The organism is Enterobacter cloacae complex sp. P6RS (assembly GCF_014982245.1).
GTDB lineage: Bacteria > Pseudomonadota > Gammaproteobacteria > Enterobacterales > Enterobacteriaceae > Enterobacter > Enterobacter bugandensis.
The window spans coordinates 146,083-159,915 of the sequence record NZ_JADCLB010000015.1 but is presented as its reverse complement, the minus strand read 5'-3'; the positions used below and the strand labels follow the sequence as shown (position 1 = coordinate 159,915).

Here is a 13,833-nt window from a genome sequence, read left to right as displayed (position 1 = left end):
GAAAAATAAATGTCATTAATTAGTATGCACGGCGCGTGGCTCTCTTTCAGCGACTCACCGCTTCTCGATAATGCGGAACTGCATATCGAAGATAACGAGCGCGTCTGTCTGGTGGGCCGTAACGGCGCGGGTAAATCCACGCTGATGAAAATCCTCAACCGCGAGCAGGGGCTGGATGACGGCCGCATCGTATACGAGCAGGATCTGATCGTCTCCCGCCTCCAGCAGGATCCGCCGCGTCATGTGACCGGCAGCGTGTACGATTTCGTGGCGGAAGGCATCTCCGAGCAGGCGGAGTACCTGAAGCGCTATCACGAGATTTCGCATCTGGTGATGACCGACCCGAGCGACAAGAATCTCAACGAACTGGCGAAAGTGCAGGAGATGCTCGATCACCACGGTTTGTGGCAGCTGGAAAACCGCATTAACGAGGTGCTGGCGCAGCTCGGGCTGGAACCCGACATGGAGCTGTCGGCGCTCTCCGGCGGCTGGCTGCGTAAAGCGGCGCTGGGGCGCGCGCTGGTCAGCGGCCCTAAGGTACTGCTGCTGGACGAACCAACCAACCACCTGGACATCGAAGCGATTGACTGGCTGGAAGGGTTCCTGAAAACCTTCAGCGGCACCATCATCTTCATCTCGCACGACCGTTCGTTTATTCGCAATATGGCGACGCGCATTGTCGACCTCGACCGCGGCAAGCTGGTCACCTATCCCGGCGATTACGACACCTATCTGCTGGAGAAAGAAGAAAACCTGCGCGTGGAAGAGCTGCAGAACGCCGAGTTCGACCGCAAGCTGGCGCAGGAGGAGGTCTGGATCCGCCAGGGCATCAAAGCCCGCCGTACCCGTAACGAAGGCCGCGTGCGTGCCCTGAAGGCGATGCGTCGCGAGCGCAGCGAGCGCCGCGAAGTCATGGGCAGCGCCAAAATGCAGGTGGAAGAGGCGTCCCGCTCCGGCAAGATTGTCTTCGAAATGGAAAACGTTAACTACCAGGTTGACGGCAAGGTGCTGGTGAAAGATTTCTCCGCGCAGGTTCAGCGCGGGGACAAAATTGCGCTCATCGGCCCGAACGGCTGCGGCAAAACCACGCTGCTGAAGCTGATGCTGGGCCAGCTGCAGGCCGACAGCGGCCGCATTCACTGTGGCACCAAGCTGGAAGTGGCCTACTTCGACCAGCACCGCGCGGAGCTGGATCCGGACCGCACGGTGATGGACAACCTCGCCGAAGGTAAACAGGAAGTGATGGTAAACGGCAAGCCGCGTCACGTGCTGGGCTACCTGCAGGACTTCCTGTTCCACCCGAAACGCGCCATGACACCGGTGCGCGCGCTGTCCGGCGGGGAGCGTAACCGTCTTCTGCTGGCCCGTCTGTTCCTGAAGCCAAGTAATCTGTTGATCCTCGATGAACCGACGAACGATTTGGATGTCGAAACGCTGGAATTACTCGAAGAGCTGATCGATGGGTATCAGGGAACCGTGATGCTGGTTAGCCACGATCGTCAGTTCGTGGATAACACCGTGACCGAGTGCTGGATCTTCGAAGGTGAAGGGCGAATTGGCCAGTACGTGGGCGGTTATCACGACGCAAAAGGGCAGCAGTCGCAGTCTCTGGCGCAGAAACAGTCGAAGTCCAGAACAGGTTCTGAACCTGCTGTAACAAAAGCAGAAACTGTCAAGAAAACCTCGGCTAAACTAAGCTATAACCTGCAGCGCGAGCTGGAGGGGCTACCTCAGCGTCTTGAAGAGCTGGAGGCCGCGCTTGAGGGGCTGCAAGCGCAGGTTGCTGATGCCTCATTCTTTACCCAATCGCATGACTATACTCAGAAAGTACTGGCTGAAATGTCCGCGGCTGAAAAAGCCCTGGAAGAAGCATTTGAGCGCTGGGAGTACCTTGAGTCTCTGAAAAACGGCGCATAACAGGGATTAAATATGTGTGACCAGCACTATGCCGACAGGCATATATTATGCTCGCAATGCGATATGCTCGTGACGTTGCCAGAGCTTGGTCACGGACATAAAGCCCAATGTCCACGCTGTGGCGCGACGTTGACAACCGAGTGGGACGCGCCGCGGCAGCGTCCCACCGCTTACGCGCTGGCAGCACTGTTCATGCTGCTGCTCTCCAATCTCTTCCCCTTCGTCTATATGAAGGTAGGCGGGATGACAAGCCAGGTGGATCTGCTTGAAATCCCGGGCGTGATGTTCTCGGAAGATTACGCCAGCCTCGGCACCTTTTTTCTGCTATTCGTCCAGATAGTCCCGGCGTTTTGCCTGGTCATCATCCTGCTGCTGGTTAACCGCGTCAGGATGCCGTCACCGCTGAAAATCCGGCTCGCGCGCATCCTTTTTCAGCTCAAAAGCTGGGGGATGGCCGAGATATTTCTCGCAGGGATACTGGTCAGTTTCGTGAAGCTGATGGCGTACGGCGACGTGGGGATAGGCAGCAGCTTTGTTCCCTGGTGTCTGTACTGTGTCCTGCAGCTGCGTGCTTTCCAGTGCGTGGACAGGCGCTGGGCCTGGGACGATATCGCCCCGGCACCGACGCTCGCGCAGACGGTGAAGGTCGGCGTGCCGGGTATCCGCCAGGGGCTGCGTTCTTGTCCGTGCTGTACCGCCGTGCTGCCCGCCGATCTTGAGGTTTGTCCGCGCTGCGAAACGAAGGGCCATGTTCGCCGTAAAAATAGCCTGCAGTGGACGATGGCACTGCTGGTCACGTCCGTCATGCTGTATCTGCCCGCTAATATTCTGCCGATTATGATCACCGATTTGCTCGGCGATAAAATGCCCTCGACGATCCTCGCCGGGGTCATACTGCTGTGGAGCGAAGGATCCTATCCTGTCGCCGGCGTGATTTTCATCGCCAGTATCATGGTGCCCACTTTAAAAATGATCGCCATTGCCTGGCTCTGTTGGGATGCAAAAGGCCACGGAAAACGCGACAGCGAACGCATGCATCTGATTTACGAAGTGGTCGAATTTGTCGGTCGATGGTCAATGATCGACGTGTTTGTGATTGCCGTTCTCTCTGCGCTGGTGCGGATGGGCGGTTTGATGAGTATTTATCCCGCGATGGGGGCTTTAATGTTTGCACTGGTGGTGATTATGACCATGTTTGCGGCCATGACCTTCGACCCTCGTTTATCGTGGGATCGTGAGCCTGAATCAAGCCATGAGGAAGAGTAAGAGCATGGAAAATAAGAGTGGAGAGGCGAAAGTGCAGAAGGTCAAAAACTGGTCGCCGGTGTGGATTTTCCCCATCGTGACCGCGCTGATCGGTGCATGGATCCTGTTTTATCACTACAGCCATCAGGGACCGGAAGTGACGCTGATTACCACCAATGCCGAAGGAATTGAGGGCGGTAAAACGACCATCAAAAGCCGCAGCGTGGATGTGGGCGTGGTGGAAAGCGCAACCCTGACCGACGATTTAACCCATGTGGAGATTAAGGCGCGTCTTAATGCCGGCATGGAAAAACTCCTGCACGGCGATTCTGTTTTCTGGGTGGTTAAACCGCAGGTGGGACGTGAAGGGATCAGCGGCTTAGGAACGCTGCTCTCAGGTGCCTACATCGAACTGCAGCCGGGTGCAAAAGGCAGCCAGCCGGCGCAGTACCAGCTTCTGGATTCACCGCCGCTAGCACCGCCTGATGCAAAAGGTATCCGCGTGATCCTCGACAGTAAAAAAGCGGGCCAGCTCACGGCGGGCGACCCGGTACTTTTCCGCGGCTATCGCGTGGGTTCGGTGGAGAAAAGCACCTTCGATCCTCAGAAAAGAGCCATCAGCTATCAGCTGTTCATCAATGCGCCTAACGATCGTCTGGTTACCAGCAACGTCCGCTTCTGGAAAGACAGCGGCATCGCGGTGGATCTGACCTCGGCGGGCATGCGTGTAGAAATGGGCTCGCTGACAACACTGTTTGGCGGCGGCGTGAGTTTTGACGTACCCGAAGGTCTGGACCTGGGACAGCCGGTTGCGGAGAACACCGCTTTCCGCCTGTTCGACGATCAAAAAAGCATTCAGGATGCACTCTATACCGATCACATCGACTACCTGATGTTCTTTAAGGATTCTGTTCGCGGCCTGCAGCCTGGGGCGCCCGTTGAGTTCCGCGGTATTCGTCTGGGGACGGTGGGACAAGTGCCTTACTTTGTTCCAGGCCTTAAGCAGATGCTTGATGATGATTATCGTATTCCGGTGCTGATCCGCATTGAGCCTGAGCGCCTGATCAACCAGATTGGTGAGAATCAGGATATCGGCGAGCACATCACCGACCTGATGAATCGCGGTCTGCGCGGCTCGCTGAAAACCGGTAACCTGGTGACCGGCGCACTGTATGTCGATATGGACTTCTATCCAAAAGCGCCGCCGATTACCGGTGTGCGTGAATTTGGTGGTTACAAGATCATCCCAACGGTAAGCAGCGGTCTGGCCCAGATCCAGCAGCGTCTCATGGAAACGCTGGATAAAATTAACAATCTGCCGCTGAACCCAATGATTGAGGCGGCGACAGGTTCGTTACATCAAAGCCAGGCGACAATGCAGCGCCTGCAGACCACGCTGGATAACATCAACAAGATTACTGCAAACCAGAGTATGCAGCAGCTGCCGCAGGATATGCAGAAAACGCTGCGCGAGCTGAACCGCAGTATGCAGGGCTTCCAGCCTGGCTCGGCGGCGTACAACAAGATGGTGGCAGATATGCAGCGTCTCGATCAGGTCTTGCGTGAACTGCAGCCGGTTCTGAAAACGCTCAACGAGAAGAGCAACGCGCTGGTGTTCGAAGCGAAAGATAAAAAGGATCCTGAGCCGAAGAGGGCGAAACAATGAAAAAATGGCTAGCGATTGCAGGAGCGATGGTACTCACGGCCTGCAGCTCCGGGAGCGAAACGAAAAGCTACTACCAGCTGCCTCTGGTGACGCAGGCGGTTACGCAAAGTTCCGCCTCGCAGGGCAACCGTCTGCTGTGGGTTGAGCAGGTCGCCGTGCCGGATTACCTGGCCGGCAACGGGGTGGTCTATCAGACCAGCGATGTACAGTACGTTATCGCCAACAACAACCTGTGGGCCAGCCCGCTGGACCAGCAGTTACGCAATACGCTGGTGGCGAATCTGGGCAGCCAGCTTCCGGGCTGGGTTGTTGCCTCCCAGCCTTTGGGAAGCGATCAGGACACGCTGAACGTCACGGTAACGGGCTTCCACGGCCGTTATGACGGTGCCGTTGTCATCAGCGGCGAGTGGCTGTTGAATCATCAGGGACAGCTGATTAAGCGTCCTTTCCATCTGGAGCTGAAGCAGCAGAAGGATGGCTATGATGAAATGGTGAAAGTGCTGGCTCAGGGTTGGGCGCAGGAGTCAGCCAGTATCGCCAGGGAAATTTCCCGACTGCCATAAGTAAAATTCATCGTCAAAAACCGCAATCGGCCTGGTGCTGATTGCGGTTTTTTTTTCGTTTTTGCGTCAGGTTGTTACTTGTGCCGGGTCACATTTTTTGTACAAATGATCTTCTGGCTAGCTCACAAATATGACACCCGTATGAATTTTGAACGTTGACGCTGGGACTAATTCGGGGTATTCGTTATCTGTGCCTGCGCATCTGGCGCGGACACTGTTTTCTTTCCACCAGACAAAAGAATGAGGGAAACGAGGCATGAAGAGACAGAAACGAGATCGCCTGGAACGGGCTCATCAACGTGGTTATCAGGCCGGCATCGCTGGACGTTCGAAAGAAATGTGTCCTTATCAGACGATAAATCAAAGGTCACAATGGCTTGGAGGCTGGCGAGAAGCCATCGGCGACAGGGCACTTATAGCCTGATAACGTCTCTTTAAAAAAAGAAACCTCCGCACTGCGGAGGTTTCGCCTTTCCGGGGTCGCTTAAAGCGATATCAGAACGCGGAAGTGTCCTGGAACAGACCCACTTTCAGGTCGTTCGCGGTATAGATCAGACGACCGTCTACCAGCACTTCGCCATCCGCCAGGCCCATAATCAGGCGACGGTTAACGATGCGCTTGAAGTGAATACGATAGGTGACTTTCTTCGCCGTAGGCAGAACCTGACCAGTGAATTTCACTTCGCCCACGCCCAGCGCGCGGCCTTTACCTTCACCACCCAGCCAGCCCAGATAGAAGCCAACCAGCTGCCACATGGCATCCAGGCCCAGGCAGCCAGGCATTACCGGATCGCCAATAAAGTGGCAACCGAAGAACCACAGGTCCGGGTTGATATCGAGTTCTGCTTCTACGTAACCCTTATCGAAGTTGCCGCCGGTTTCGGTCATTTTCACGACACGGTCCATCATCAGCATGTTCGGGGCCGGTAACTGTGGGCCTTTCGCGCCAAACAGTTCTCCGCGACCAGAGGCAAGAAGATCTTCTTTTGTATAGGATTCGCGTTTATCTACCATGTTCTCAGTAAGCCTTATTTTAGTGAAGGACGCAGGATAGCTAACACGTGTACGCTGAACAAGTCCGATCAGTTCGAACTGAACCAGCCCAGCCAGCGTAACGGCCATGGATAACGATGGCGAGCATCCTGCTGCGTCGCCTGAGCAATGCGCTCCTGGATAGTCTGCATCAAAGTTGTCTGACCTTCGCCATCCCAAACCAGGTTTGTCAGTAAGGGTAGTGCATCCTCAATCCCTTCGATGGCCCAGATGGCGAATTGTTCCTGTTCAACAGCGTCCAGAATATCCTGGCACAGGCTGAGATGGCGTACGTTAGGCGCCGGAATAATCACACCCTGTTTGCCGTTTAAACCGCGCTGCTGACAGACAGAGAAGAAGCCTTCAATTTTTTCGTTCAGACCGCCAACGGGCTGAGCACGACCAAATTGATCGACCGAACCGGTAATAGCAATGTTCTGGTTGATCGGCACGTCCGCCAGGGCGCTGATTAAGGCGCACAGCTCCGCCATTGAGGCACTATCGCCATCCACTTCGCTGTAGGACTGCTCAAACGTCAGCGAGGCGGAGAAGGGGATTTGCTGCTCAAGCTGCAGCTCAGACATCAAAAATGCCTGCATGATCATCATGCCTTTGGCGTGAATGTTGCCGCCCAGTTCGGCCTTGCGTTCAATATCGGTAAACTCGCCGTCGCCAATATGCACAACGCAGCTGATTCGCGAGGGTTCACCGAACGCGCGCGGATGGCCAGGAAACTCGATCACCGAGAGGGCGTTGATCTGCCCAACGCGTTCGCCTTCTGTCTCGACCAGAATTTGTTCCAGCAGAATTTCATCCTGCATGCGGTCAGCAAGATAGCCTTCGCGCCACTCTCGCTGCGCCAGCATCTGCGTGAGCTGTTCGCCAGTAAACGTACCGTTACCGCTGATCGTACCGACTTCACGCAGCTGCTTGCCGATCCAGAGCGGGCAGAGCGGCAAGGTTTCCTGGTCACCGGTATAGCGAACGGCTTCGCGGATTAAACCCGGCCACGCATCGGCGGCAGGCGCTGGCAATGCAAAACGTTCCGCCACGGCCATCACCCACTGACACCACTGCGCCATGTCGTCCGCATCGGCAATCTGAATGTTGTCTTCGTATTCGCTGTAAACGGCCTGTTCGGCCAGTTCCGGCTCCATCTCCTGGAAGTCCGCCAGCGATTCGCGGTCACCCATCAGCACGACGGTCAGCGACAGCGGCATTGACGGCACGGAGACAGGAAGAGGACGAGACTCGTCGTAACCGACCCAGTCAAAGCGCTGTTGGGTCACAACGGTTTTCAGACGCATCCACAGCAGCGGCTGCGAGAGCAAAGTGCGCAGAGAGATGATGAGCACGCCGCCGTTTGCGCGATGCACCAGCCCCGGCTGCAGGGAAAGCTCGCCGTTAAACTGGCGCAGACAGCCAAACAGCTGTTCAGCCTCGACCCAATTAGCGGTAATTACCTCGCCGTTAGCAGCAAAACGACCGTCGGCCTGGTCCGCCGGTCCGAAGGTAATATTATGCCCCGCGATACGATACTGGCCGCCAAATACCGCGGTGGTGTCTGGCCGCAGCTGGCGCGTGGCATCCCCAAGCAGCGTCAGATATTCCGCTTCTTCCGGGGCTTTCAGCAGCATGAAGGGCGATGTCGCCCACGGGCTTAACGTCTGCTCCAGCGCATAATGTAAGCGTGGTTGCGTATCGCTAAGGATGAATTCATGTTCTTTTGCGAGATCGGGCTGTGCAAACAGTTCCTGATAGCTCTCGGCATCCGGAACAAGGTCACGCCATGCTAGTTTCGTAATGGTCAAAGTTGATGTTTTTTAGTCAGATGTAAAAGCGTGGAGTATACCGTAAGCGGGGGGCTCTACCCAAGCAGGATTGGTGTTTCAGCAGGCGGATTGGCTGCAGTCACTCACAGGATATGATTTCTTTTCAGCAGATTGCTAAAAAACTGATATTCTGAACAGAGTTACGTGGTAACACTGAGATCGCAATGAAATATCAACAACTGGAAAATCTCGAAAGCGGCTGGAAATGGAAGTACCTGGTCAAAAAGCACCGTGAAGGGGAGCTGATCACCTGCTACATCGAAGCCAGCGCTGCGCAAGAAGCCGTGGATATTTTGCTGACCCTCGAAAATGAACCGGTACAGGTCAATGGCTGGATTGAGAAGCACATTAATCCTGCGTTGTTAAACCGGATGAAGCAAACTATCCGCGCGCGACGTAAACGGCATTTTAATGCTGAGCATCAGCATACCCGGAAAAAATCCATCGACCTGGAGTTCGTGGTCTGGCAGCGTCTGGCCGGGCTGGCACAACGGCGTGGTAAGACCCTGTCGGAAACTATCGTGCAGCTGATTGAGGATGCCGAACATAAAGAGAAGTACGCCAACCAGATGTCGTCGCTAAAAAACGACCTTCAGGCGTTGTTGGGCAAAAAATAGATTTTAGTTTTCTTCAGACAATAAAAAACCCCGCATGGCGGGGTTTTTTTATAAGACGATAACTTATGCCGCTGGCTGAGTTACAACGTCTTTAACGCCTTTAACTTCGATCTCTACGCGACGATCTGGTGCCAGGCAGTCGATCAGTGCAGCGCGAGCTTTAACGTTGTCACAGGTGTTGCCAGTAACTGGGTTAGATTCGCCCATACCACGTGGGGAGATCTTGTTAGCTGGGATACCTTTAGAGATCAGGTAATCAACAACAGACTGAGCACGTTTCTCAGACAGTTTCTGGTTGTAAGCGTCAGAACCGATGCGGTCGGTGAAGCCCAGAACCACTACAGAACCGTCTTTAGGATCCAGGTTGCTCAGCTGGGTGTACAGCTGATCCAGTGCCTGCTGACCTTCTGGTTTCAGGGTCGCTTTGTTGAAGTTGAACAGAACGTCAGACTTCAGAGTGAAGTGCTTGGTCTGTACTTCTGGAGCTGGAGCCGGCGCTGGAGCAACAACTGGTGCTGCATCTTCCTGCTGGCCGAAACGGTAGGAAACACCTACGCTCAGCATGCCGTTGTCTGGACGAACGCCAACGGTAGCACCGTCACCGATGTTGTTAACCCACTGGTATTCCAGACGGGTAGCGATGTCACGGGTCATAGCCCACTCAACGCCACCAGCGAATACTGGGGAAACGCCAGTGTCATGGTCGTCGCCAGCGATGTTGTTGCTGGAGTCTGCACGCCATACCATGCCGCCCAGACGGGTGTACACGTCCAGATCGTCAGTTACTGGGTAACCCAGTTTAGCGGTCAACTGAACGCCCTGAGCTTTGAAAGCGCCATTGATGGTGTCGCCTTTGTATGGCATACGACCTAACCAGTCGTAACCCATTTCAAAGCCAACATACGGGTTAACCTGATAGCCACCGAACGCACCTGCACCAAGCTGGCTCTCGTGAGTAGGGCCATCGTTGTTCAGGCTGCTGTTGTACCAGCCAGTGTCATGGAACTGAGACCAGCCCAGTTTACCACCTGCATACCAGGTATTATCTTTCGGAGCGGCCTGCGCTACGGTAGCGAAGCCAGCCAGTGCCACTGCAATCGCGATAGCTGTCTTTTTCATTTTTTGCGCCTCGTTATCATCCAAAATTCGCCATGAAGGTCTCAAGAGAGAATCACGGTTAAATCCTTCACCGGGGGGCGTGGTCAAATATAAATCTACCGATATCTTCGGCTTAGGCCGAGCACCCCTGGCGATGTAAAGTCTACAACGTAGCTGAAAACTTACAAGTGTGAAGTCTGTCAGGCATATGAAAAAAAAAGTTCCGTATACCTATTATTTAACATTTTTAGAACGAATTTTGTGCAATAAAATTAAGGAGAACCGCACCAGACAAGCCTTGCCGCAATTTTGAGGCCGGGAACTAAAACCGCATCCTGCGGTCAAAAAAAATTCCAGGAAAAATCTTAATTTCATTCAATGATACAAATTTGAGTGAATTTTTAGCCCAGAAAGTTGTCCTCTGCGATAAGAATCTGGACGAACCGGGCGCATGATAAACCCGATCGCATTCCCTTCTTCAGCCGCTTCGGTCAGACGAAAATGTTCCTCTTCCGTCAATTCTTCCGGTAACCACCCGATCACCACGCTGTAATTTCCGGTGCGTAACGCGCGAATCATCGATTCGACGGTATCGCAGGGAGAAAGCTGGTTGATCTGCATAACCTTTGCCAGCGGTAGGCCCGCAGACTGCACCCATTGGCGGCTCAGTTTTTGCTGTGGCGTCAGCCAGAGCTGCCAGCGTGATTGCTGACCAAGCTGCTGTAATAACGGAAGCAGCAGGAGTTGGGTCAACAGAGGCTGGTCTTCACGGTAAACCACTTCACTAATAAGCCCCGTCGAAGCACCCCCAACGGTGTTCTGCGCGACAGTGCCCGCGGTAGAGGAGAGAGAAGTTGAGCGATTTGCATAGCCTGAAGTGTACATATTCATTCCAGCCCTGTAGTTACTGTATGAATATACAGTAACCCCTGTATGCATAAAGATCAACCTCATTTTCGGAAAGCGACTCGCAAAATTCATTCAATGTTGATGCCCTTCGAAAAATCATCTTGCTCAACGACGCTAAGTTGCCTATTTTCCTGCTAACGGATCCGCTAGTAAGAAATTTCGTTGTTACTTTATGATTTTGAAGGGAAATATCATGAAAAAGATATCTTATGAACGGATTTATAAATCCCAGGAATACCTGTCACCACTGGGTGAAATTCATCATCGCGCGCTGTTCGGCGGCTATACCCTGGCAGTGGATGATGCGGTTTTTGCCATGGTGTCAGAAGGTGAGCTCTACCTCCGTGCCTGTGAAGAAAGTGCGAAATACTGTGTGAAAAATGCCGCGTCTTTTTTGACCCTGATGAAGCGGGGCCGTCCGGTGCTTCTCAACTATTACCGGGTGGATGACGGGCTATGGCAGGACAGGGAGCGTCTGCTTCAGCTCTCCACTTTCGCACTTAATGCGGCAAGAAAAGAGCGTTACCAGCGGCATCAGCGCAATCGACTTAAGGACCTGCCAAACCTGACCTTTCAGCTGGAAGTGTTGCTCTTTGAAGCGGGCATCACCAACGAAGAAACGCTGCGGGCGCTTGGCGCAAGGGAGAGTTGGCTGAAGATGCGGGCGAAAAATAAAGCGCTGAGTATCAAAGTGCTATTCGCGTTGGAAGGGGCGATCGAGGGGCTGCATGAGGCGGCACTCCCGGCCGGCATTCGCCGGGAGTTGACGGAGTGGTTTAATGCGCTGCCTGAGCCACTGGAGAATCACTCCTCCAGGTAGCGATTTGCTGTTGCAGCCGGCAAATTTCTGGCAGCAGGGCGATGAGCAGGCCAATCTGCTGTAACACCAGGGGCGCTTTGCTGTCGTTTCCAGGCTCAAGATGCGCAATACGTTGGGTAAGTTCATCCAGCGCCTGTCTCACGCGCGGTTCATCGGCTGGCCGGTGATGCAGTGCATCATCGACATAACAGACTGCGTCATCCAGCAGGTTGAGGATGCCCGGGTTGGTGAGTTTTTCGCGGTGGGCGCCCAGCGTGGAAATATAGCTGGTGAAGGTATGGTTCAGGCAGAGCAGCCGGAAAGCCGTCTCACGAATCTCGGCCGTGGCGCGAGGCTCCGTTGACATGTTAGAGACCACCGAGGCCAGTTCCGCATCGCTGTTGTGCGCATCGCGGCGCGCTATCCGGTAAGCCAGGCGGTTATCGCGGCCCTGATGATACTGCTCAAGGATGGCATCCAGGTATCGGCAGTTGGCGTTCATAGCCCTGTCTAACACGCGCGGTAGATTACGGAAACGCCAGTCCGGCCAGATAAAGCTGACGGCGGCCCAGGCGATAGCGCAGCCAATCAGGGTATCGAGTACGCGGGGCAGGGCGACCTCGAACCCTTCACCCAGCAGGTTAAAGCAGAGCAGAACCAGCAGCGTGATGAACATTGTGGCATGGGCGTACTGCACGTTGCGAAACGCGAAGAACAGCACGCCGGTGATCACGATCAGGATCAGCTGTCCTTCAATAGACGGCACGAAATAGAGCACCGGAAGGCCGATCGCGACGCCGACCAGGGTGCCGATAATACGCAATGCCAGGCGGTGTCGGGTGGCGTTATAGTTCGGCTGACAGACAAACAGGCTGGTCAGCAGGATCCAGTAGCCGTGGTGCAAACCGGTTATCTGGATAAAAGCATACCCCACGCATAAGACCAGGGACATTCGCACCGCGTGACGAAACAGCGCCGACTCCGGCGTGAAGTTGCGGCTCAGCCTTAGCCACATATCGCTCACGCTGTGCACGCTGTCATCTGCAAGCTGGTTATCCACCTCGCTGCCCGGCAGTGCCATCGCCTGCTCGGACTCAATCGTCGCCAACTGAGCATCGATCGCCCGCAGGTTGTTGAGCAGAAAACCCAGCGCTTTGATCTGTTCCGGTGACGTTCCGCTGGCCTGCACGCGGTCGAGCGCCGCATCAAGATGGCTAAACACGCGTTCGAAGCGGGAGTCGTGCTGATAGGGCGTGCGCAAAAGAATGGAGCGCGCGAGCTGCTGGCATGCCTGTGACTGCATGGACAGCAGGCGCTGAAAGCGGAACATGACGTCGCTGTAGCGAAACTTCTCGCGCAGGGCGGCATACTGAACGTGTGAAGAGCTGGCGCGCTCATGAATGTCCTGAGCGGCAAAATAGTAGTGCAAGGTTCTGCGCGTGCCGCGCTGGCCGCGATCTCCGCGCAGACGGGTAAGCAGCGAGGCTTTCGTCTGGTTAAGGGTGGCGACCAGCTGGCCGTTTGCCAGCGCCAGACCGTAAAGCGGCGCCTGGCTTTCTTCCTCGATATCCGGGTCGAACAGCCGGGATTTCAGTTCCAGATAATGGGCTAGCTGCTCATAGCTGCGGGCAAGGTTATCCTGCAGAGGACGAACCGGGAAGATTAGGTGGCCGGTTAACGTCAGCAGGTTATACCAGATGGCGCCCAACAGCAGCAGCACAGGCTGCTGATACCACTGGTCGTACAGGGAAACGCCCAGCATGGTGTAGATGGCGATCAGCAGGGCCCCAAAGGCGATAGTGGCATAGCGCTGCCCCAGACCGCCCAGCAAAATAAACCCGCTGGTGGAGAGTGTAAGGCCCAGGGCAAACAGCCACGGCCAGGGGAAAAGTAACTCAACGGACGCGGAGGCGATAAAAAAACAGACCAGCGTAATGACCAGATTCCGCAAACGCCCGGCCAGGCGATCGTCCAGATCCGCCAGCGCTCCGGCCACCACCCCCAGCGTGAGGGGGATGGTGAGCTTGACATCATTCAGCCACCACGGCAGGGCTGCCGTGCCGCAAAGCGCGATAAATATCCTGACGTTGTAGAGCCAGGCGCTGTTCCAGGTATAACGGCGAAGCAGTGGACTTAGCATAAACGCGGCCAGTCC

The 13,833-nt window shown here is 55.0% G+C and carries 12 protein-coding genes; 7 read left to right on the top strand and 5 right to left on the bottom strand.

Translation table 11 applies throughout. From position 1 onward, the window contains the following. Positions 1 to 9 precede the first annotated feature (9 nt). From INF73_RS09430 to rmf, 5 genes are all read left to right on the top strand, one after another. The gene (locus tag INF73_RS09430) at positions 10 to 1,917 is read left to right on the top strand and encodes an ABC transporter ATP-binding protein (protein ID WP_193540398.1); all 1,908 of its coding nucleotides are present in this window, start codon (positions 10 to 12) and stop codon (positions 1,915 to 1,917) included. Between the two features lie 12 nt (positions 1,918 to 1,929). Beyond that, positions 1,930 to 3,183, top strand: a complete 1,254-nt coding sequence (gene pqiA, locus INF73_RS09425; RefSeq protein WP_193540400.1) for a membrane integrity-associated transporter subunit PqiA — start codon at positions 1,930 to 1,932, stop codon at positions 3,181 to 3,183. 4 nt (positions 3,184 to 3,187) lie between these two features. After that, on the top strand, positions 3,188 to 4,828 hold the full coding sequence (pqiB, locus tag INF73_RS09420) for an intermembrane transport protein PqiB (RefSeq protein ID WP_193359494.1): 1,641 nt from the start codon (positions 3,188 to 3,190) through the stop codon (positions 4,826 to 4,828). Next, positions 4,825 to 5,391: a membrane integrity-associated transporter subunit PqiC gene (gene pqiC / locus INF73_RS09415; protein ID WP_028012599.1), complete on the top strand. Its 567-nt coding sequence runs from the start codon at positions 4,825 to 4,827 to the stop codon at positions 5,389 to 5,391. The genes pqiB and pqiC overlap by 4 nt, the downstream gene beginning before the upstream one ends. 256 nt (positions 5,392 to 5,647) lie before the next feature. Continuing rightward, complete coding sequence (gene rmf / locus INF73_RS09410; RefSeq protein ID WP_013097261.1) at positions 5,648 to 5,815, top strand: ribosome modulation factor; 168 nt, start codon at positions 5,648 to 5,650, stop codon at positions 5,813 to 5,815. A gap of 71 nt (positions 5,816 to 5,886) precedes the next feature. On the opposite strand, the gene fabA is transcribed toward rmf, so the two are convergent. Then, complete coding sequence (fabA, locus tag INF73_RS09405) at positions 5,887 to 6,405, bottom strand: bifunctional 3-hydroxydecanoyl-ACP dehydratase/trans-2-decenoyl-ACP isomerase (RefSeq protein WP_000227926.1); 519 nt, start codon at positions 6,403 to 6,405, stop codon at positions 5,887 to 5,889. Positions 6,406 to 6,473: 68 nt separating this feature from the next. Beyond that, positions 6,474 to 8,234: a Lon protease family protein gene (locus INF73_RS09400; RefSeq protein ID WP_193540402.1), complete on the bottom strand. Its 1,761-nt coding sequence runs from the start codon at positions 8,232 to 8,234 to the stop codon at positions 6,474 to 6,476. A 185-nt stretch (positions 8,235 to 8,419) separates the two neighbouring features. On the opposite strand from INF73_RS09400, the gene matP reads away from it, so the two are divergent. Then, positions 8,420 to 8,872 carry a macrodomain Ter protein MatP gene (gene matP, locus INF73_RS09395; RefSeq protein WP_023332611.1) on the top strand — a complete coding sequence of 151 codons (453 nt, stop codon included), beginning with the start codon at positions 8,420 to 8,422 and terminating at the stop codon, positions 8,870 to 8,872. A gap of 63 nt (positions 8,873 to 8,935) precedes the next feature. Here the strand turns inward: matP and ompA are convergent, their stop codons facing one another. Together ompA and sulA are read right to left on the bottom strand one after the other, a co-directional pair. Then, positions 8,936 to 9,991 (bottom strand): porin OmpA, encoded by a 1,056-nt coding sequence (gene ompA / locus INF73_RS09390; protein ID WP_108780329.1) that lies wholly within the window; start codon positions 9,989 to 9,991, stop codon positions 8,936 to 8,938. 354 nt (positions 9,992 to 10,345) lie between these two features. Next, positions 10,346 to 10,855, bottom strand: a complete 510-nt coding sequence (gene sulA, locus INF73_RS09385) for an SOS-induced cell division inhibitor SulA (protein WP_041910604.1) — start codon at positions 10,853 to 10,855, stop codon at positions 10,346 to 10,348. 217 nt (positions 10,856 to 11,072) lie between these two features. Between sulA and INF73_RS09380 the strand changes: the two genes are divergently transcribed. Then, a complete protein-coding gene (locus INF73_RS09380; RefSeq protein WP_041910603.1) occupies positions 11,073 to 11,699 on the top strand; it encodes a TfoX/Sxy family DNA transformation protein in 627 nt (208 codons plus the stop codon). On the opposite strand, the gene yccS is transcribed toward INF73_RS09380, so the two are convergent. Beyond that, on the bottom strand, positions 11,656 to 13,818 hold the full coding sequence (yccS, locus tag INF73_RS09375; protein ID WP_193540404.1) for a YccS family putative transporter: 2,163 nt from the start codon (positions 13,816 to 13,818) through the stop codon (positions 11,656 to 11,658). The two genes, INF73_RS09380 and yccS, sit on opposite strands and share 44 nt — an antisense overlap. Positions 13,819 to 13,833 lie beyond the last annotated feature (15 nt).